General features: G+C 61.8%; 17 protein-coding genes. 9 read left to right on the top strand and 8 right to left on the bottom strand.

Annotation, left to right across the window (positions count from 1 at the left end):
* Positions 1 to 2: 2 nt before the first annotated feature.
* Genes ACXAH0_RS07035 through ACXAH0_RS07025 form a run of 3 tightly spaced genes read right to left on the bottom strand, consistent with a single transcriptional unit; the run spans position 3 to position 1,560 of the window.
* A complete protein-coding gene (locus ACXAH0_RS07035) occupies positions 3 to 401 on the bottom strand; it encodes an ExbD/TolR family protein (protein ID WP_475185593.1) in 399 nt (132 codons plus the stop codon).
* Positions 391 to 1,128 (bottom strand): MotA/TolQ/ExbB proton channel family protein, encoded by a 738-nt coding sequence (locus ACXAH0_RS07030; RefSeq protein ID WP_475189927.1) that lies wholly within the window; start codon positions 1,126 to 1,128, stop codon positions 391 to 393. Before ACXAH0_RS07030 ends, ACXAH0_RS07035 begins: the two co-directional genes overlap by 11 nt.
* A 9-nt stretch (positions 1,129 to 1,137) precedes the next feature.
* Entirely contained in the window at positions 1,138 to 1,560 is a 423-nt protein-coding gene (locus ACXAH0_RS07025) for a hypothetical protein (RefSeq protein WP_475189925.1), read from the bottom strand.
* 609 nt (positions 1,561 to 2,169) lie between these two features.
* On the opposite strand from ACXAH0_RS07025, the gene ACXAH0_RS07020 reads away from it, so the two are divergent.
* Entirely contained in the window at positions 2,170 to 2,688 is a 519-nt protein-coding gene (locus ACXAH0_RS07020) for a hypothetical protein (protein WP_475185601.1), read from the top strand.
* Positions 2,689 to 2,710: 22 nt separating this feature from the next.
* Here the strand turns inward: ACXAH0_RS07020 and ACXAH0_RS07015 are convergent, their stop codons facing one another.
* On the bottom strand, positions 2,711 to 3,442 hold the full coding sequence (locus tag ACXAH0_RS07015; RefSeq protein ID WP_475189922.1) for a FadR/GntR family transcriptional regulator: 732 nt from the start codon (positions 3,440 to 3,442) through the stop codon (positions 2,711 to 2,713).
* Positions 3,443 to 3,628: 186 nt separating this feature from the next.
* Between ACXAH0_RS07015 and acuI the strand changes: the two genes are divergently transcribed.
* The 5 genes from acuI (at position 3,629) to ACXAH0_RS06990 (ending at position 8,084) form a co-directional block, all read left to right on the top strand.
* A complete protein-coding gene (gene acuI / locus ACXAH0_RS07010; RefSeq protein ID WP_475185611.1) occupies positions 3,629 to 4,621 on the top strand; it encodes an acryloyl-CoA reductase in 993 nt (330 codons plus the stop codon).
* 273 nt (positions 4,622 to 4,894) lie between these two features.
* Positions 4,895 to 5,092, top strand: coding sequence for a 50S ribosomal protein L35 (gene rpmI / locus ACXAH0_RS07005; RefSeq protein WP_023002610.1), 198 nt, complete (start codon positions 4,895 to 4,897; stop codon positions 5,090 to 5,092).
* A gap of 26 nt (positions 5,093 to 5,118) precedes the next feature.
* Positions 5,119 to 5,478 (top strand): 50S ribosomal protein L20, encoded by a 360-nt coding sequence (gene rplT, locus ACXAH0_RS07000; protein ID WP_475185615.1) that lies wholly within the window; start codon positions 5,119 to 5,121, stop codon positions 5,476 to 5,478.
* Between the two features lie 213 nt (positions 5,479 to 5,691).
* Positions 5,692 to 7,122, top strand: a complete 1,431-nt coding sequence (locus ACXAH0_RS06995) for an alanine/glycine:cation symporter family protein (RefSeq protein WP_475185619.1) — start codon at positions 5,692 to 5,694, stop codon at positions 7,120 to 7,122.
* A gap of 623 nt (positions 7,123 to 7,745) precedes the next feature.
* A complete protein-coding gene (locus tag ACXAH0_RS06990) occupies positions 7,746 to 8,084 on the top strand; it encodes a hypothetical protein (protein ID WP_475185621.1) in 339 nt (112 codons plus the stop codon).
* Positions 8,085 to 8,693: 609 nt separating this feature from the next.
* On the opposite strand, the gene ACXAH0_RS06985 is transcribed toward ACXAH0_RS06990, so the two are convergent.
* Both ACXAH0_RS06985 and ACXAH0_RS06980 read right to left on the bottom strand, forming a co-directional pair.
* Complete coding sequence (locus ACXAH0_RS06985; protein WP_475189920.1) at positions 8,694 to 10,079, bottom strand: multicopper oxidase family protein; 1,386 nt, start codon at positions 10,077 to 10,079, stop codon at positions 8,694 to 8,696.
* 112 nt (positions 10,080 to 10,191) lie between these two features.
* Positions 10,192 to 11,112: a GlxA family transcriptional regulator gene (locus ACXAH0_RS06980; RefSeq protein ID WP_475189919.1), complete on the bottom strand. Its 921-nt coding sequence runs from the start codon at positions 11,110 to 11,112 to the stop codon at positions 10,192 to 10,194.
* 95 nt (positions 11,113 to 11,207) lie between these two features.
* Here ACXAH0_RS06980 and ACXAH0_RS06975 point away from each other — a divergent pair, with 95 nt between their 5' ends.
* Positions 11,208 to 12,068, top strand: a complete 861-nt coding sequence (locus ACXAH0_RS06975) for an MBL fold metallo-hydrolase (protein ID WP_475189916.1) — start codon at positions 11,208 to 11,210, stop codon at positions 12,066 to 12,068.
* A gap of 82 nt (positions 12,069 to 12,150) precedes the next feature.
* On the opposite strand, the gene ggt is transcribed toward ACXAH0_RS06975, so the two are convergent.
* The gene (gene ggt, locus ACXAH0_RS06970) at positions 12,151 to 13,746 is read right to left on the bottom strand and encodes a gamma-glutamyltransferase (RefSeq protein WP_475189915.1); all 1,596 of its coding nucleotides are present in this window, start codon (positions 13,744 to 13,746) and stop codon (positions 12,151 to 12,153) included.
* A 285-nt stretch (positions 13,747 to 14,031) separates the two neighbouring features.
* On the opposite strand from ggt, the gene ACXAH0_RS06965 reads away from it, so the two are divergent.
* Positions 14,032 to 14,466, top strand: coding sequence for a GlcG/HbpS family heme-binding protein (locus ACXAH0_RS06965; protein WP_475185638.1), 435 nt, complete (start codon positions 14,032 to 14,034; stop codon positions 14,464 to 14,466).
* A 528-nt stretch (positions 14,467 to 14,994) separates the two neighbouring features.
* On the opposite strand, the gene phaR is transcribed toward ACXAH0_RS06965, so the two are convergent.
* Entirely contained in the window at positions 14,995 to 15,588 is a 594-nt protein-coding gene (phaR, locus tag ACXAH0_RS06960; RefSeq protein WP_475185642.1) for a polyhydroxyalkanoate synthesis repressor PhaR, read from the bottom strand.
* A 322-nt stretch (positions 15,589 to 15,910) separates the two neighbouring features.
* Between phaR and ACXAH0_RS06955 the strand changes: the two genes are divergently transcribed.
* Positions 15,911 to 17,092: an acetyl-CoA C-acetyltransferase gene (locus ACXAH0_RS06955; protein WP_475189914.1), complete on the top strand. Its 1,182-nt coding sequence runs from the start codon at positions 15,911 to 15,913 to the stop codon at positions 17,090 to 17,092.
* Positions 17,093 to 17,231: the final 139 nt, after the last annotated feature.

The raw sequence follows: 17,231 nt of genomic DNA, 5'->3' as shown, positions 1-17,231 counted from the left end.
CCTCACTTTCCGGTCACCAGAACGGTCTTGAGACCGGACTGACGCGCCACCGACATGACATCGACAACGTCCTGGACCGTGGCCTCCGGACCGGACCAGATCGCCAGGACCCTGCTCCCGCCGGGCCCTTCCCCGTCAGCAGCAGCCAATCCTTTAAAGCGCGCGGCCAGTTCGGCCTTGGTCAAGGACACCCCGTTCAGGTCAATCCGGTCTTCACTGTGCAGCCTGAGATACGCAGGCTTGACCTGCGCGCCCCCGCCCTGCCCGCCGCTCGACAGATCCAGTGACTGGTAACGGGTGAAGCTGGAAGCCAGCATGAAGAACAGCAGAAGCAGGAAGATCACGTCGATCAGCGACGTCAATCCAACCGGCTTGCGTTTGACCCTCGGCTTAAACTGCATGCCCTGGCTGCGCCCCGGTTTCCACCATGTCCCTGGGCACAGACCTTTCGGCCCCGTGCCCGGCCCCACGCTCGGCAACAGCACCGGTGAAGAAGGCCGTGACCAGCGCTTCCATTTCCGCCTGCTCCGCTTCGATCCGGCTGTCGAACCAGCCGACAATGGCGGAAACCGGAATAGCCACCGCAAGACCCACGGCGGTGGTCAGAAGCGCGACCCAGATCCCGCCAGCCAGTACGGACGGATCCACGGCAGCCCCAGCACCCTGCATGGCCTGAAAGGCTTCGATCATGCCCAGAACCGTGCCGAGAAGGCCGATCAGAGGCGCCGTCTGGGCAATCATGTCGAGGGGCCGCAAATAGGCGCGCAGGCCGTTGATTTTCTGGAGGCAGATCCGCTCCACATCCTCTTTCAACAGCGCCTTGTCCACATTCGGCCTGGAGGCGCCCCGGATCATCTTGTCCATGATGCCCGCGGCCACGGAGCCCCCGTCGCTGGCAATTGCCAGAGCGTCGCGCTGCTGGCCGTCCAGCCAGACCCCAAGCGCTCTGCGGGCCCGGCCGAACCGGCCAACCCCGGCAAACGTGAATTGGAGCGCCTTGGTAATGATGAGGGCGACAGCCACGATGGACAGCGCGATCAGCAGCATGACAACCGGGCCACCCTGATCAACCAGTCCGGCCAGGGGCGACAAGAAAGACGGCAGCACAGGGGCAAGTTGGAAGGGCATGACGAACCTTTAAAGGATGAAGTCGATTTCGGAACGCGAGGAGATTTCCAGTCTGGACAGACAGTTGGGCAGCGGGGCGCCCTTCACGTCGCAGGACCGGACCTGGTTGAGCAGCACACGGGAAATTTCCGAACAGGGGCTTTTGCCGACGTCATACTGGCGCACCACAGTCTTGCCGGCGGGCATGGCCCCGAAGTCCACGGCGGTATAGCCCGAGACCCCTTCGGACGTGTCGAACGTGACCAGCTCAAACCCGAGGGCGTCAACGGCCGTGTCCATCCGGTTCTGGAGAACAAAGGTGAGGCGGCACGCTTTGCCTGCCGTTTCGGCCGCGTTCAGCTGAATTGAGATTGTCTCCGGCGACTGGGCATGCGCGGCCGAAGCAAAAAGACCCGCTGCAAGACAGAGAGTTTTGACAAGGGATCTTTTCATCTGGGCGCTCCTGGTTCGGCATGGGATCAGCGCAATCCAGCGGCCATGGCCTATGGATTGCCAGCAACGCTTCAGTCTTTGCCGCCAGCCGGACGGATCCGGTTGAAGGCCAGTCGCATGCCGTGCCTGGCACATCACGAATGAGATCGCAATTCTGCCGTTTGCAACGGTCCGGACCGTGGCCAGCCAGGGGGCAAAGCGCTTGTGAAGGTGCTGAAGAAATGTCGGGGCTGAGGCATTGGGACCCGCCGGTAATGCCCTGGCTGCGCGTTTCTTACACCAAAAAAGCGCACCGGGGAAACCAGCTTCCGCGAAAAAGTATGAGCTTCTAATCACATTCTTACCACTACCCTGCATAGAGCACCGATGCCGCGGATAAACTTGACTTTAAAATTCATGTATTTGATAACAGTGTTGCTGCAGCGGCACAACTGCAAAAACATTTGCCACCCATTCGAATGTGTTTGCAAACCGCTCTCCACCGCCAGACCCGGCCGGTTTCACCGGTTCAGGCTAGCCGACTGTCAGGAAGCGCAGCACACGGCATCAGGCCCTACGTCCTGAACATCCGCCAAGGCCACATTGCAATTAAGAGCTGGAGGGCAGACCTTGACCCATCATTCCCCCCATAAGGGCCGCAAGGCGAGCCGGACCACGGTTTCAGAGGCCGGCCTGTCCGCGGCGGAGCAGACCGTTCTGGCGGCGCTCAGACAGTTTTGCATGAGCTACGCCGCGCCGGACAGCTTTGCCTGGGAAGAAGCTTTTGAAACCTGCATGCACGCGTTCGGCCCCAAACACGGGCCACGGATCGGCCTTGCCGTGATGAACAGCGTCCGGGCCTTGCGCAGCACCCGCAAGACCGGATTCAGCTTCATAGACCCGGCCTGCCCCTGCTGCCGGGACAAACTGGTCAGCCATGAACATCACTTCATGAACCTGATTCAGGCCGAACGGCTTCAGGACGGGCTGACCCGGCAGACCAGCGCGATGGTCTTGTGCGAGGGGGAGGATCCGGGGCCGGTTCTCAAGGCGATCACGATCCTGGCGGGACATCTGGCCGAGGCCGCAGCGCCGTCCCCGGCAGGCCGGCCCAAACTCTCCAGGCGGCTCAGGTTTACCCGCTCTTGAAACAGAGGGCAGCCAGGATCGGTCAACTGGGTCCGGGCTTGCGCCGCTCGGCGGCCAGATCCCGCATATAGGCCCACAAGAGGTCCAGAGCGGCAGCCGCCGCCGCAGCATCGCGCTGCTCCAGGGCATCGGCCAGCGCCGCATGCAAATCGGCAATGCGTGTGCGGGCGCGCAGCCGGTACACCAGCATGTTCATCAAGGGCTGCATGGCCTCAACCGCCGCTGACAGTTGAAACGATAGAAGCGGATTGCAGCTTGCCCGGGCCAGTGCAGAATGGAACGCCACATCCGACGCACAGAAAGCCTCGTCGCTGGTCTCCGGGGCCCGCTGGCGGGCAATTTCCGCACGCAGCGATGCAAGGTGCTCTTTACCGGCCTTTTCCGCAGCCAGAGGCACGGCCGCCATCTCCAGCGCGAAGCGGGCTTCAATGGCATCTTCCAGCGGGATCTCGTTCATTCCAATCAATAGCCGGGTCGTTGTGACCAGGCTGTCCTGCGCATCGCGCCAGGTCATCCGGGTGACAAAGGCCCCGCCGGAAGACCCGCGCTCGCTGCGGACCAGGTTCTGGGCCGCCAGCCGCTTCAAGGCTTCGCGCACCGTGGACCGGGACACATCGAACCGGGCCGCCAGCTCCGCTTCGCTCGGCAGGCGCTCTTCTCCCGACAGGCGGCCATCCAGGATCGCATCGCGGATGGCGTTGGCGATCTGGACCGACAGCCCTTGCTTTTGAATTTGCTTGAAGTCGATGGCCAAAGCCGTTCCTGCACCCCGTCTCTAAGTCCGCGCACCTTAAAACTCCGGCTAGGACCGGGTCAAACCTAATCATCTAATGTCTGACAATTAAATGTTTGACATTTTTCGGTGCCAGAGGCAGCGTACCGGCCTGACTATCAAAGCGGCGGCCGCGGGAACGGGTGCCCAACCGGGAGGACAAACCCCATGAGCTTCAAGGCCCTTCTTGTGGACAAGGCCGGGGACGGCACCACCTCGGCATCGGTTCAGACCCTCGACGACAGCCGCCTGCCGGACGGCGATGTGACGGTTGCCGTTGAATATTCGACCCTCAACTACAAGGACGGCCTGTGCATTGGCCCCGGCGGCGGACTGGTGCGCACCTACCCCCATGTGCCCGGCATCGACTTTGCCGGCACGGTGCTGGATTCTTCCGACACCTGGTACAAGCCGGGAGAGAAAGTGGTGCTCACCGGCTGGCGGGTCGGCGAAGCCTGGTGGGGCGGCTATGCCCAGAAGGCCCGCGTGAAAGGCGAATGGCTGGTGCCCCTGCCGGAGGGCCTTTCCACCCGCAATGCCATGGCCATTGGCACCGCCGGGTTCACTGCCATGCTGGCCGTCATGGCTCTGGAAGACCATGGCCTGACGCCCGAGGACGGCCCGGTGCTGGTCACAGGGGCCTCCGGCGGCGTTGGTTCGGTTGCCACAGCCATACTGGCCAAGCTCGGTTATGAGGTCGCGGCTGTGACCGGGCGGGACAGCAACTGGGACTATCTGAAGGCCCTTGGCGCCAGCCGGATCGTGCCGCGTGACAGTGTCAGCGAAACCGTCAAACGCCCGCTGGAAACCGAAACCTGGGCAGGCTGCGTCGATGCGGTCGGCGGTGCTATGCTTGCAAGGATCCTCGGACAGATGAAATACGGCACGTCCGTTGCAGCCGTCGGCCTTGCCGGTGGGGCTGCCCTGCCCGCCACCGTCATTCCCTTCCTTCTGCGCGGGGTCAATCTGCTCGGCATTGACAGTGTCCTGAGACCCTATGATGCCCGCCTCAAGGCCTGGGAACGGCTGGCCCGGGACCTGCCCATGGACAAGCTGGAGGCCATGATCCAGCCCGCAACCCTTGCGGATCTGCCGAAACTTGGTGCCGACATTTTGAACGGGCAGGTCAAGGGCCGGGTGGTGGTTGATGTGAACGGGTAATACCTGCAGCTCGAGCGGCGTGAGGTCGCCTCCTCCGGACCAGCCTGGGCCGCACCGCGCAAAACAGGCGTTCAAGCGCAGGAATCCGGTTGCATTTGGCAAAAACCTCCCATATAAGCGCCCGGTCCAGAGTCGTCCGGCTCGTCGTGGACTGGTTTTCTGCATTCTGATGCAGATCCAGTACGACATTCAAGGGCATGCCGTGTCGGCTCTGAATGCACCAAGAAAGAAGCGCCTGCTGCTACACCGGGCGCACCAAGGAAAGGATGCAAAATGCCCAAGCTGAAGACCAAATCCGGCGCCAAAAAGCGCTTCAAGGTGACCGCGACCGGCAAGGTGAAAACCGCGCAGGCCGGCAAGCGCCATGGCATGATCAAGCGCACGAACAAGTTCATCCGCAACGCCCGTGGCACGACCACGTTGAGCGACCAGGATGCCAAGATCGTGAAGCAGTTCCTGCCGTACGCATAACGCCAGCCCCGAAGGAGATTCCCTAAATGTCACGCGTCAAACGGGGCGTAACCGCCCACGCTCGTCACAAGAAAGTTCTGAAGGCCGCAAAAGGCTATTACGGCCGCCGCAAGAACACAATTCGCGTTGCCAAGCAGGCCGTGGAGAAGGCAGGTCAATACGCCTATCGCGACCGCAAGGCCAAGAAGCGCACGTTCCGCTCTCTCTGGATCCAGCGCATCAACGCAGCAACCCGCCAGCACGGGATGACCTATGGCCGGTTCATCGACGGCCTGAACAAGGCCGGCGTTGAAGTGGACCGCAAGGTTCTGTCTGATCTTGCCATCAACCAGCCGGATGCCTTCAAGGCACTGGTGGACACGGCACAGGGCGCGCTGACCGCTTAAGCGCCCCTCTATAGTCTGACTTCTGGAGAAAGCGCGGGCTGAGCCCGCGCTTTCTTTTTTTATCCTCCAACGGGACTGCCAGCGACATTAAATCTCTGAAATAAAAGAGGAAATCTCTTTTGTGTTGCATTCGCCAAAGCGTGCGGCCTACCCTGTCAGATCTGACGAGGATTGCAGATTTCAGCAACAGACACATGATCGGGAGCAGAGACCATGGACTGGATTGAAGCGTTTTTCGGATTAATCGGAGATTTGACCTGGGGCTGGGCCCTGATCCCGTTTCTGGTCATTATCGGGGTGTTTTTCACTGTCTTGACCGGATTTGTCCAGTTCCGCTTCTTCGGCCGCATGTTCCGGGTGCTGTCGTCCAAGAACCAGACCGGGGACCCGAACGCGATTTCCGCCCGCGAAGCCCTGCTCCTGTCCGTCGGCGGCCGGGTGGGCGGTGGCAATATAGCCGGGGTGGCGGTTGCCATCACGCTTGGCGGGCCGGGCGCAGTGTTCTGGATGTGGGCCATTGCCCTGGTCGGCATGGCCACCAGCCTGATCGAATGTTCCCTGGCACAGCTCTACAAGCGCTCCGAAGGTGATGGCACCTACCGGGGCGGTCCCGCCCGTTCCATCCTGCATGGCCTTGGCCCGGACTACCGCTGGCTCGCGGTTTTGTACGCAATCTGCCTGATTGCCTCCTTCGCCTTCGGGTTCAACGCCTTTCAGGGCAATACTGTGGCTGGTGCAGCAGAAGAAAGCCTCGGTATCGACCGCCTGTGGACCGGTATCGGCCTGACCCTGATCACCGGCCTGATTGTCTTTGGCGGCATTCAGCGCATTGCCAAGGTGGCCGACGTGATCGTGCCGATCATGGCCGTTGGCTATATCGCCATGGCCCTCTTGGTGATTATCATCAACGCGACCCAGATTCCGGCCGTACTCTATACCATTGTTGCCAACGCCTTCGGCTGGCAGGAAGCGGTCGGCGGCGGCATGGGCGCGGCGCTGGCGCAAGGCCTGCGCCGGGGGCTCTTTTCCAACGAAGCCGGGCTCGGCTCGGCGCCGAACGTGGCTGCAACCGCTGATGTGCGCCATCCGATCAGCCAGGGCATCACTCAGTCCTTTTCGGTTTTTATCGACACCATCATCATCTGCACCTGCACGGCCATGATCATCCTGATGGGAGACGTTTATGTTCCAGGTGCAGAAGGCGTTGACGGGATCGTTCTGACCCAGCAGTCCCTCGCCTCCCATCTCGGCGGCTGGACCAGCTATTTCCTAACCGGTGCGATCCTGCTCTTCGCCTTCAGCTCGATCATCTACAACTACTATCTGGGCGAAAACGCCCTCAGCTCCATGACCGGCAACACGCTGGCCATCCAGGGACTGCGCATACTGGTCATGGGCGTCGTCTTCCTGGGCGCTACCGCGCCGGGCGCGACGGCGGTGTTTTTCTTCTCAGATCCGCTGATGGGCATTCTGGCGGTGGTCAACCTTCTGGCGCTGATGATGCTGTTCCCGACAGCCAAACGCCTGCTGGACGACTTCAAGGCACAGCTCAAGGCCGGAGTGGAACGGCCCGTTCTGGACCCGGCCAAGTTCTCCGATCTGGATATCGACCGCACAGCCTGGACCGGCAAAGCACCGGATTAAAGCAACACCGGAGCGGGCTGGTCCTGGCCTGCTCCGATCTGGAACACGCCGCGTTCCCAGGGAGCCAATCCGGTATGTCTTTTGGGTTGAGCTCTTTGATGTGAGGCAGCGGCAGGCAAACCCGATGTACCACAGCGTGCTTCAAAGACGCTGCCAAGCGCCCACCGGCTTCTGACAAGGACCTGCCGGCGGGCGCTTTTTGTTTGGTCGGCCTGCACGGTTGAGCCCGAGAAGGGCACATCGGTAGAAGCGCCCTTCGCTCTGGCCGCAGTTGCCGCCCCGGCGCCGGGAGAGCGGGCCAGTCTGCTTTGCCCGCTGACATCGTTGGATCGCACTTGTGGTGGGGAAACACCAAGGCGCGCGATCCGCCTCCTCAGCAGACAAAGCAGATCCGGTCAAATGGTGCAGACTGATCGCACAATACTCTAATCCCCCCTCCTTCAATCCCGGCATGTCGCCGGAAACTGTGCCGCCACGCACCAGCTTGTTAACTTTTTTGATCCGATTCCCAAGGTTTCTGCGGACAAAAGGTTAACAAAGCCTTACAATCTGGCATGGCGATTGCGACTGATCAGTCAGACAGGCGCCCACCGTGCCAATGTGAGACAACGAGGCAGATAGCAGTGAGAATTAACCCGGTCAGCGCAGCAGGGCGTCCCAATCTGAGGCGCAGGCGTCCCACTCAGGGAGAGACGGGCGAAGACCGCTCCGCAGGATTTGCGGCCTATCTGCCGGCCCCCCTCGACACGCCGAAGGACCGGGGCCCGAGAGCCTATTCCTCGCGATATCTGCCCAATTCTGCCTTTCTGGCCCATCTGATAGCCACCCGGGATGCCGAACAGCAGACCTGGTCACCGGGCCGCAAACGCAACAGCTCTGAGATCGGCGCCGATGCGTACCGTGCGACAGCCGCCTTGCCGCGCCGCCGCGCCGCCGGGCATCTGGTCAAGACGGAACGCTGACCAGAATTCCATTTTCTGTTTCCAGATGTACCACTGGATCTTACTGACCCGGGCCTTGCCCGGGTCTTTTTTTGGCCGGGGACAGACCGTGCCCTTTCAAAGGTCAAACCATCCGGTCTTTTGCGCAAAGCCAGACAGCATTCTGTGATGCGCAGCACACTCCGCTTTTCAGATCTGCCTTAATGTGATGTCAGTTCCGGATCTTCCGGACCTCCGATACGACTGGCCACGGACTGGCCCACCACGGAGTTCAGATCATGCAAGTCACTCCCGTTTCCTCAATCCCTGCCCTCTTTCAGCGCCAGAGGCCCGCCGAAGCCCCAATGCCCCGGCAGGAAAACTCAACCCCAGCACAATGGCCGTTCGAAACAAACCTTGAACTGCCACACCCCGCTTCGGTGACCAGCCGCTCCCTGCCTTCCGGGCCAGCGGCCGAATATGCAACTCAGGTGATAGCGGGGAGCCAGATGAACCAGGAAACCGCCCTGGAGCGGCACCGGCATGTTCAGCACTATGCCACTGCAACCGCCTATGAAGAGGATGAGCGGAGCGTCAGCATCTTCCTGTCGGCCTGAGCCCCTATCTTGCTGCAATATCCGGCCCGGCTCGTCAGGCCTCGATCCGCAGAAAACCGGCCAGTCCGGTTTTCTGATGCTCGATCACATGGCAGTGGAACGCCCAATCGCCGCGATTATCAGCCACCAGCGCCACATCCATTGTTTCTTCTTCCAGCAGCAGCGCCGTATCGGTCACAAGCGGGGGCAAAGCCCGCTTATTGGACCGCAGCAACTGGAAAGACACCCCATGCAGATGGATCGGGTGGGCGTTCGGAGTCTCGTTTCGAAGGCGCAGGATATAGGACTTGCCAAGTTTCAGTGTTGCCAGCGGATCAAAGGGACCGGGCACATCGCCCTGCCAGGCCGTTCGGTTGATGGACCAGAAGGTAAAGCCGAGCGAGCCGCAAATGCTGGCCCGCGGCGCATCCCCTCCCGGCGACCAGCCGAATACAAATTCCAGCACCTCTGCAGTGGCCAGATCCGGCACCGGCACAGGATTGGGAGGCAGCGGCGTAAGCTCCCCCAAGCTGCGCCTCCGGCTGGCGCCCACCGCCACAAACCGGGCCAGCACCTTGGTCTTACCGGCTTTCTTGCGCACCAGCCGGACTTCGCCGCCTTCCTGATCGGGCATTTTCAGCGCGATATCCGCCCGCTGGCCCGGGGACAGGATCACGTTCCCGGCAGCTCCTGGAGCTGGCAGCGGATTGGAATCCAGCGCAATCACCTGCGCCTCGCCGCCTTCAATACCGTAGCTTCCAACCCGGGTGACATCCGTGACCGCCAGACGCAGGCGCACCAGACTGCCCGCCGCAAACTCCTCGCGCGGATTGACCTGCCAGTTGACGGTGGAGACCGTGCCAAGCGTGCCGCCCCGGGCCGCCTTGCGCACCTTGAAGAGGTCAATGAACTGACCGTCACCGCCCAGACGGAAATCCCGGATGTTGAGCGGCAGATCCGCGTCAAATCCGGGGTCTTCCCGTTCTTCCACAATCATCACCCCGGTCATGCCCCGGGCCATCTGCTCCAGCGTGTTACAATGGGGGTGATACCAGTAGGTGCCCGCATCGGGCGGCGTGAATTCATAGCGGAAGGACTGGCCGTCCTCGATCGGCTGCTGGGTGAGATAGGGCACCCCGTCCATCTGATTGGCAATCCGGAACCCATGCCAATGCACCGTGGAGGCTTCTCCCAGACGGTTGGTTACGTCAACCGCAGCCTTTTGCCCCTGCCTGAAACGCAGCACTGGCGGCGGTCCGCCGTCTGCAAAACTCATCATGCCCTTTGTGGGCGGACCGGGCAGAAGCGGGTAGTCAAGATGCGCCATGGTCAAAGACTGATGCGCGGCTTGCGCCGTGCGGGCTACAAGACCACCTGCGGAAAAGGCAGCCAGAGCGCCGGTCCCGCCAAGCAGGAGTTCCCTTCGGGAAATACCGGACATTTTTACCTCTTGTTGTTCGGGCGCGTCCGGCCGCACTCAACACCTTTGCCTCCACCGTGACAAGCATGATTTTTCAAGGGCCCGCCTGCCGTGCATCGTGCTTCCGTTCAGGTCAGATCTCCAGGGAGCCCGCTCTTTTGAACCTGTCCCGGAACGCGCCCGGCGCAAGGCCGCAGCGCTGCGCAAACAGGCGGCCAAAGGAGGGCACATCCGCATAGCCGACGGCAAAACACACTTCCGCGACGCTCATCCCGGTCTCCACCAGCAGATCCCGCGCCCGTTCGATCCGCAATTCCTGATGATAGGTTTTGGGCGCCAGCCCCGTCGCCGCCTTGAACCGGCGCTGAAAGGTGCGCCGGGGCAGACCGCTTGCCGCTGCCAGACTTTCAACCGGCACCCCCTCGGCCAGACGGAGCTCAAGACAATGCTGCGCCTTGAGAACAGCCCGGTCCCCATGCCGAAGGTCCGGAATAAACCGGCGGAACCGGCGCTGGTCTTTCCGGCGGAACTCAACAATGAAATGGCGGGCGGTCTCGACAGCGGTTCTGTGACCCATGAAGCGCTCGATCAACACCAGCGCCAGATCGACCCAGGCCATCAGCCCGCCTGCGGTGATCAGGTCGGTATATTCGATCAGCAACTGGTCCGTATCCAGGATCACATCCGGATGGGCTTCCGCAAACCGGCTTTCCAAAGCCCAATGGGTGGTCACCTTGCGCCCGCCTGCCAGCCCGGCCGCAGCCACGAAGAAAAGACCGGTGCAGGCGGAACAGATAACCGTGCCAGCCCCATGCTGGCGCGCCAGAAAGCCGGGCAGCTCGGGCATGCTGTCCGCACTGACCTGTCCGGCCGAGGGCGGTAACAACGCGGCCGCATAGGATCTGGCCGTCCCGTCCAGCTCTTCAAGAACTGTCAGCTCCAGCTCAGTACCGCTGAGACGAGCAGCATAGGACAGCACATCCTGCAGCCCGAGCACAGCCGATTGAAGAGCCCCGGGATAGGCGAGAATGGCAAGAGACAAGTGTTGCGGCATTTGGCCAATCTAGCATATCAAATGTCATATGCGCCACTCGTTCAAAGGCCGCGCCGGATCTAGAGATTCTCCTGCCCAACACACAGGAGATCCAAATGCCTCTTCCTTCAGCCCAGAACCCGGCCCAAGCTCGGCCTCTTGGCAGCCCGGCTTTTGAAAGCCTTACCGTGAACACCCGCTCTGACGGGTTTCTGGAAATACCCGCAGCCATGTTTTCCAACCTTGAGCCTGCGGACCTGGCCCTTCTCAGCCCACGCACCCGGTTCGGCGCCAATACCTGGCGAATTGAAACAGGCGCACGGACCCTGCTGGTGGATGCCGGATCGGGCCGCGCCCTTCAGGACCGGTTTCCGTCCAGCGGCAACCTGAATTGGCAGGCAGATACCAAGCAGTCCGAGCGGGACGCGGTCACCGACATCATCATAACCCATATGCATGCCGATCACATTGGCGGTCTATCGGCAGAAGGCACCTGTCTGTTTCCAAACGCCCGCCTGCATCTTCAGGCCACTGAGTGGCGGTTCTGGACCGATGAGGGCCTGCTGGCCAAAATGCCTGAAGCGCGCAGGCCCATGGTGCAAATGATCCAGACGCTGGCCGCACCGCTTGCCGCGCAAATCGTCCTGCATGAGGGCGAGGCCGATCTTGGGGCGGGCATCACCCTTCTACCGGCCCCCGGCCATACACCCGGCCACCAGATCGTGCACCTGTCGGACGGACCCCATGAAGCGCTGCTGCTGGCCGACGCGGTTGTGTCCGGCGCCGTGCAATTTCAATGTCCAGAAATCGAATATGCCCTCGACATCGATCCGAAGCAGGCGGCTGCGACCCGGCGGGACCTGTTTGACCGGATAGCGGCAGACGGCATTCCCTTTGCCGCCACCCATCTGGATACCCAGGCCTTCGGTACACTGGACAGGCAACCGCAGGGATGCCGGTTCCACCAGATCCTCTGAGGCCGGACCATGCAGCCAAGGGATTGATCCGGTGTTTTTCCATGGGCTATTGGAATATCGGGCGACAAGTCTGCACGACCCTCTAATAGCCCGCCGCGTGCCCGTCCTTGCGCGGATCGGAGCCCGCCGTCAGCAGGTGCCGGGCCTTGTCGATCATGATCGCCTGGCTGCCCCCAATGGCACTTGCGGCGGTTGTCACGCTGTGGCCCCGGGCCCGAAGCCCATCCAAGGTTGATGGCGGCACCAGCTTTTCCGCCTCCAGCGCATGGCTTTCCAGATCGAAAAACATGCGCGGGAAGTCGATGGCCGCCTGCACATCCATGCCATAGTCAATGATGTTGGTCAGCAGATGGGCATGCCCGCAGGCCTGGTAGTGCCCTCCCATGACGCCAAAAGAGAGCCAGGGCGCCCCGTCCTTGAGAGCCATGGCCGGAATGATCGTGTGCAGCGGCCGTTTGCCGCCATCAATGGAATTGGCGTGGCCCGGCGCGGCCTGGAACGACTTGCCGCGGCAATGGAGCAGCACACCGCTCTCCGGTGCGACAATTCCGGAGCCAAAATCGCTGAACAGCGAATTGATGAAGGACACGGACAGCCCGTCCTTGTCGACCACCGAAAGATAGACCGTATCGGTCTGCGGCGGCAGCAACGCCTCCGGCACCGTGCTGAGGCGCTGGTCCGGCGACATCTGCGCCGCCAGCCGGTCGAGATAATCCGCACTGATAAGGCTTGACGGGCAGATATCCATGTAACCGGGATCGGTGATGAACCGGTCGCGAACCGCATAGGCGATGCGGGCTGCCTCCATCTCCAGATGGAAACGCTCCGGCCCGATCGGGTCCAGATCTTCCAGCGCAAACCGCTCCAGAAGGCCGAGCATGACCAGAGCGATCACCCCCTGCCCGTTGGGCGGCAATTCAGCGATCGTAAAGCCTTTATAGTCGCGCAGCACCGGCGAAACCGCCGTTGTATGGCAGGCGGCCAAGTCGTCCATGGTCATCAGGCCGCCCCGGCTTTCAAGCGCCGCCACAATGTCCCGCGCAATCGGGCCAGAATAAAACGCGTCCGCACCGCCTTCACCGAGCGCTTCGAACGTTTCAGCCAGATGCGGATATTTCAGGATTGTGCCAACGGCAGGAGCGTCTCCGCCAATCAGATAGCGAGCTGCACTGACCGGATCCGCCTTCAGCTTGTCCACGTCCTGCACCCAGTCCCGGGCCACCCGGGGCGCAACGGGAAACCCGTCTCTTGCATAGGAGACCGCCCGTTTGAACAGGTCCTTGAAACTGCGGGTGCCGTGGGCTTTCAAAAGGGTTTCCCAGGCCCGCACCGCGCCGGGCACTGTGACCGCATGGGGCGAGGTGTCGGTGATTTCGCTTACCCCGAGCTCGGCCAGCTTTTGTGGCGTGGCAGCCCGCGGCGCGGCGCCAGAGCCGTTAAAGCCGGTGAGGCGGCCATCCGGCTCGGTGACAATTGCAAAACAGTCGCCGCCAAGGCCGGTCATGTGAGGTTCGACAACACATTGCACCGCAACGGCGGCAATGGCCGCATCCACCGCATTGCCGCCCTCGTGCAGAACCTCAAGCGCCGCGCTGGTTGCCAGGGGATGGGAGGTGGCAGTGGCCGCAGTGCGGGCAAAAACCGGGGAACGGCCCGGTGCCTGAAAGTCGCGATTCACGTCATTTCCTCCCACCCTTTGGTGTTATTCTTTCCCATATGCCGCAGCTGTTTCTGCGCTGTGACACCTAGTCGCCCGCCCGCCGGTCTGTTAGCAAATTCCCATGTGCGGCAGCACCTTAAGGAGAAGCGGGCAAATGCGCAAATCTCTTTCGGCAGGTTCTGGAGCGCGCACAGCCCCACCGGCAGACGCCTGCGCAAAGGGCAGATCGCTGCAGTTTTGACGCGAATCGCCCCAAGCCCCGCAGGCACGGCCCGATATGACCCAAGGCAAGGAAGATTGGCAATGGCAAATGGCATCTCACTTTCAACGGCGGAAACCATCTCTTCTGCGGCGTTTGCAAAAGCAGCGGAACTCGGCCTGAAGCCCCTCACGGTTGCCGTTCTGGACGCAGGCGGTCACACGGTGCTGCTGAAGCGCCAGGACGGCTCGTCGAACCTGCGTCCGCAAGTGGCCTTCGGCAAGGCCAATGGTGCGCTTGCGGTGGGGACTGGTACCCGCTGGCTGAACGCCAATGCGGAAAGCCGCCCCCATTTCATCAACGCGCTGAACGGAGCAGCCGGCGGCACCATCATTCCTGTTCCGGGCGGCGTGCTAGTCAAGGGCCCCGAAGGGGAGACCCTCGGCGCTGTCGGCATCACCGGCGACACTTCCGACAATGACGAGGCCTGCGCCATCGCCGGCATTGAAGCCGCCGGCCTCACACCCGACGCTGGCTGAAGAAAAACCGGACCGCTCCCCAGCACGCCTTTCAAAGGCGGACTGGTTTTGGACGAGCGCACATTTTTGCCGCATGTACTGAAAAACATCCCCGCTTCGGCTTCGGGAATGAGAGGGGCCCGGCAAGATTGGGAACGACCGCCCCGGGAGTGGCAACGCTCATTTTTGCGGCCCCGCAGCATACACTCCTTCATCTTGAGGAGGCCAAAGGCATCCTCAAAAGATGGGCCGCATAATCGGAACAAGCAGCCCCTGCCTCGTGACAGGCCTTCCGTCTTGCGCAGGATGAGGCGGGAGAATGCCTCAGGCTTTGAAAACAGGCTGCGCGCAGCCCATATGCCATCCCGGCCTTGCGCCGGGACCGCAGCCACGCGGACAGAGCGCCGGTTTGGCCACGCACCGGCCAACCGGGCCCCGGCTCAGGACCGGGACGGCGCAGAAATCCGGGCATAGGTGACCACCCTTCAACGGAAACCCGCCGCTCTCTTCGCCCTGAGACAGGCCAAAGCCTACCCTAAAACAAACCCTTCAGGACTTGTCCGAGAGCTGATTGATCTTTTTCTGCATTTCGTCCAGCTGGCGCTTCATGTCGTCCAGATCGCCCGCATCCGATTTGGTTCCTTTGGCGCTGGAAGAGGCGGTCGGGGCTGAGGGGGAGCTGCTGTTGTCGCCTGCCGGGAAGGGCATGAACATCTTCATGGCCCGTTCGAACATTTCCGAGTTTCGCTTGACCTGATCCTCGATCGCATCAAAGGCAGTGGCGCCAAACGCCTCACTCATCTGGGAGCGCAGCTTTTCCTGTTCCTTGGTCAGCGAGGTCATGGAATATTCAAGGAAGCTGGGCACGAGCCCCTGCATGCTGTCGCCGTAAAAGCGGATCAGCTGGCGCAGGAACGTGACCGGCAGAAGGTTCTGCCCCTTGCCTTCCTGTTCGAAGATAATCTGGGTCAGCACCGACCGGGTGATGTCTTCCCCCGTCTTGGCGTCAAAGACCACAAAATCCTCCTCCCCCTTCACCATAACGGCCAGGTCCTCCAGCGTCACATACGTGCTGGTTCCCGTATTGTAGAGCCGCCTGTTGGCGTATTTCTTGATGATTGTGGGCTCGTTCGTTTTCGCCATCCGTACAGTCCGCCTGTCCGCCGTCCGGTCTGGTTCTCCAGCCGTCCGGACCGTTTCCCAACTGACGACAGGGCATTTTCAAAAAAATCCTGTCATCTCCTCCGGTTAAGAGACTAAGCCAATCCTATCGGCTCGTGCCAGCTTTTTATGTGCACTGACGAAAGGATGATGCCGCAAATGCGAAATCTGTCCGTTGATAAGGGGTCCTACGGTTGACAGGTCCGGGCCGTCAGTTTCTAGTCGCTGCATCATCAAGGATCAGAAGATGCCGAAAGGGCATCGGTCTTTTGCGGCCGTCCGGCCCACAGTCCTGGAGAATAGTATGAGCGCGTCCACCGATATTGTCATTGTCAGCGCAACCCGCACCCCCGTCGGCACGTTCAACGGGTCCTTTGCCAATGTCCCGGCCCATGATCTGGGCACCATCGTCATGAAGGCGGCCATGGAGCAGGCCGGCGTCACCGGCGCCGAGATTGACGAGGTCGTTTTCGGCCAGGTGCTGACCGCAGGCCAGGGCCAGAACCCGGCCCGCCAGGCGGCCATCAATGCGGGCATTGCCGAAAGCGCCTCTGCCTGGACCTTGAATCAGGTCTGTGGCTCGGGGCTGCGCACCGTCGCCGTGGCCGCCCAGCAGATCCAGACCGGTGATGCCACCATCATGCTGGCAGGCGGCCAGGAAAACATGTCGCTTTCCCCCCATGCCGCCCATATGCGCGCCGGTTACAAGATGGGCGACTACAAGATGATCGACACCATGATCAAGGACGGCCTGTGGGACGCGTTCAACGGCTATCACATGGGCCAGACGGCAGAAAATGTTGCCGAGAAATGGCAGATCAGCCGTGACCAGCAGGACGCATTCGCCGTTGCCTCCCAGAACAAGGCGGAAACGGCCCAGAAAGCTGGCAAGTTCAAGGACGAGATCACCCCGGTCACCGTCAAGGAGCGCAAGGCGGAGCGGGTTGTCGAGGACGATGAATATATCCGCCACGGCGCCACCCTGGAAAGCGTGGCCAAGCTGCGCCCGGCCTTCACCAAGGACGGCTCGGTGACCGCTGCCAACGCCTCCGGCATCAATGATGGCGCCGCCGCCATTCTGGTGATGAGCGCGGCCGAAGCGGAAAAGCGCGGCCTGACGCCGCTGGCCCGCATCGCCTCCTGGGCAACGGCGGGCGTGGACCCGGCCATCATGGGCTCCGGCCCGATCCCGGCCTCCCGCAAGGCGCTGGACAAAGCCGGCTGGGCCGCTGCCGATCTGGATCTTGTGGAGGCCAACGAAGCCTTTGCCGCGCAGGCCTGTGCCGTCAACAAGGACATGGGCTGGAATCCGGACATCGTCAATGTGAATGGCGGCGCCATTGCCATCGGCCATCCGATTGGCGCCTCCGGCGCGCGCATTCTGACCACGCTGCTGCACGAAATGAGCCGGCGCGACGCCAAGAAGGGCCTTGCCACCTTGTGCATCGGCGGCGGCATGGGCGTGGCCATGTGCCTGGAGCGCTAAAGCGCCCAGGCTGCGCGCGGCGGCTTTGAAAGCCTGAACCTTGAAAGAGCTCTCAGCTCCGGCAGCCGCAGCGCCCCATCAAGACAGGGGAATCTGGTGCGGGGAACGCCAGATTTTCCAGATCCGGCTCTGGTGCCTC

The sequence above is a fragment of the Roseibium sp. AWQ4_290 genome, from assembly GCF_056160985.1.
This window is presented reverse-complemented; position numbering and strand designations above follow the sequence as displayed.

Bases quoted from the DNA above. Each gene is read 5' to 3' on its own strand.
- ACXAH0_RS06980 (WP_475189919.1), bottom strand. From the start codon at position 11,112: ATGCCGCAACACTTGTCTCTTGCCATTCTCGCCTATCCCGGGGCTCTT.
- acuI (WP_475185611.1), top strand. From the start codon at position 3,629: ATGAGCTTCAAGGCCCTTCTTGTGGACAAGGCCGGGGACGGCACCACC.
- ACXAH0_RS06965 (WP_475185638.1), top strand. From the start codon at position 14,032: ATGGCAAATGGCATCTCACTTTCAACGGCGGAAACCATCTCTTCTGCG.
- phaR (WP_475185642.1), bottom strand. From the start codon at position 15,588: ATGGCGAAAACGAACGAGCCCACAATCATCAAGAAATACGCCAACAGG.
- rplT (WP_475185615.1), top strand. From the start codon at position 5,119: ATGTCACGCGTCAAACGGGGCGTAACCGCCCACGCTCGTCACAAGAAA.
- ACXAH0_RS06955 (WP_475189914.1), top strand. From the start codon at position 15,911: ATGAGCGCGTCCACCGATATTGTCATTGTCAGCGCAACCCGCACCCCC.
- ACXAH0_RS07035 (WP_475185593.1), bottom strand. From the start codon at position 401: ATGCAGTTTAAGCCGAGGGTCAAACGCAAGCCGGTTGGATTGACGTCG.
- ACXAH0_RS07025 (WP_475189925.1), bottom strand. From the start codon at position 1,560: ATGAAAAGATCCCTTGTCAAAACTCTCTGTCTTGCAGCGGGTCTTTTT.
- ACXAH0_RS07030 (WP_475189927.1), bottom strand. From the start codon at position 1,128: ATGCCCTTCCAACTTGCCCCTGTGCTGCCGTCTTTCTTGTCGCCCCTG.
- ACXAH0_RS06975 (WP_475189916.1), top strand. From the start codon at position 11,208: ATGCCTCTTCCTTCAGCCCAGAACCCGGCCCAAGCTCGGCCTCTTGGC.
- ACXAH0_RS06985 (WP_475189920.1), bottom strand. From the start codon at position 10,079: ATGTCCGGTATTTCCCGAAGGGAACTCCTGCTTGGCGGGACCGGCGCT.
- ACXAH0_RS06995 (WP_475185619.1), top strand. From the start codon at position 5,692: ATGGACTGGATTGAAGCGTTTTTCGGATTAATCGGAGATTTGACCTGG.
- rpmI (WP_023002610.1), top strand. From the start codon at position 4,895: ATGCCCAAGCTGAAGACCAAATCCGGCGCCAAAAAGCGCTTCAAGGTG.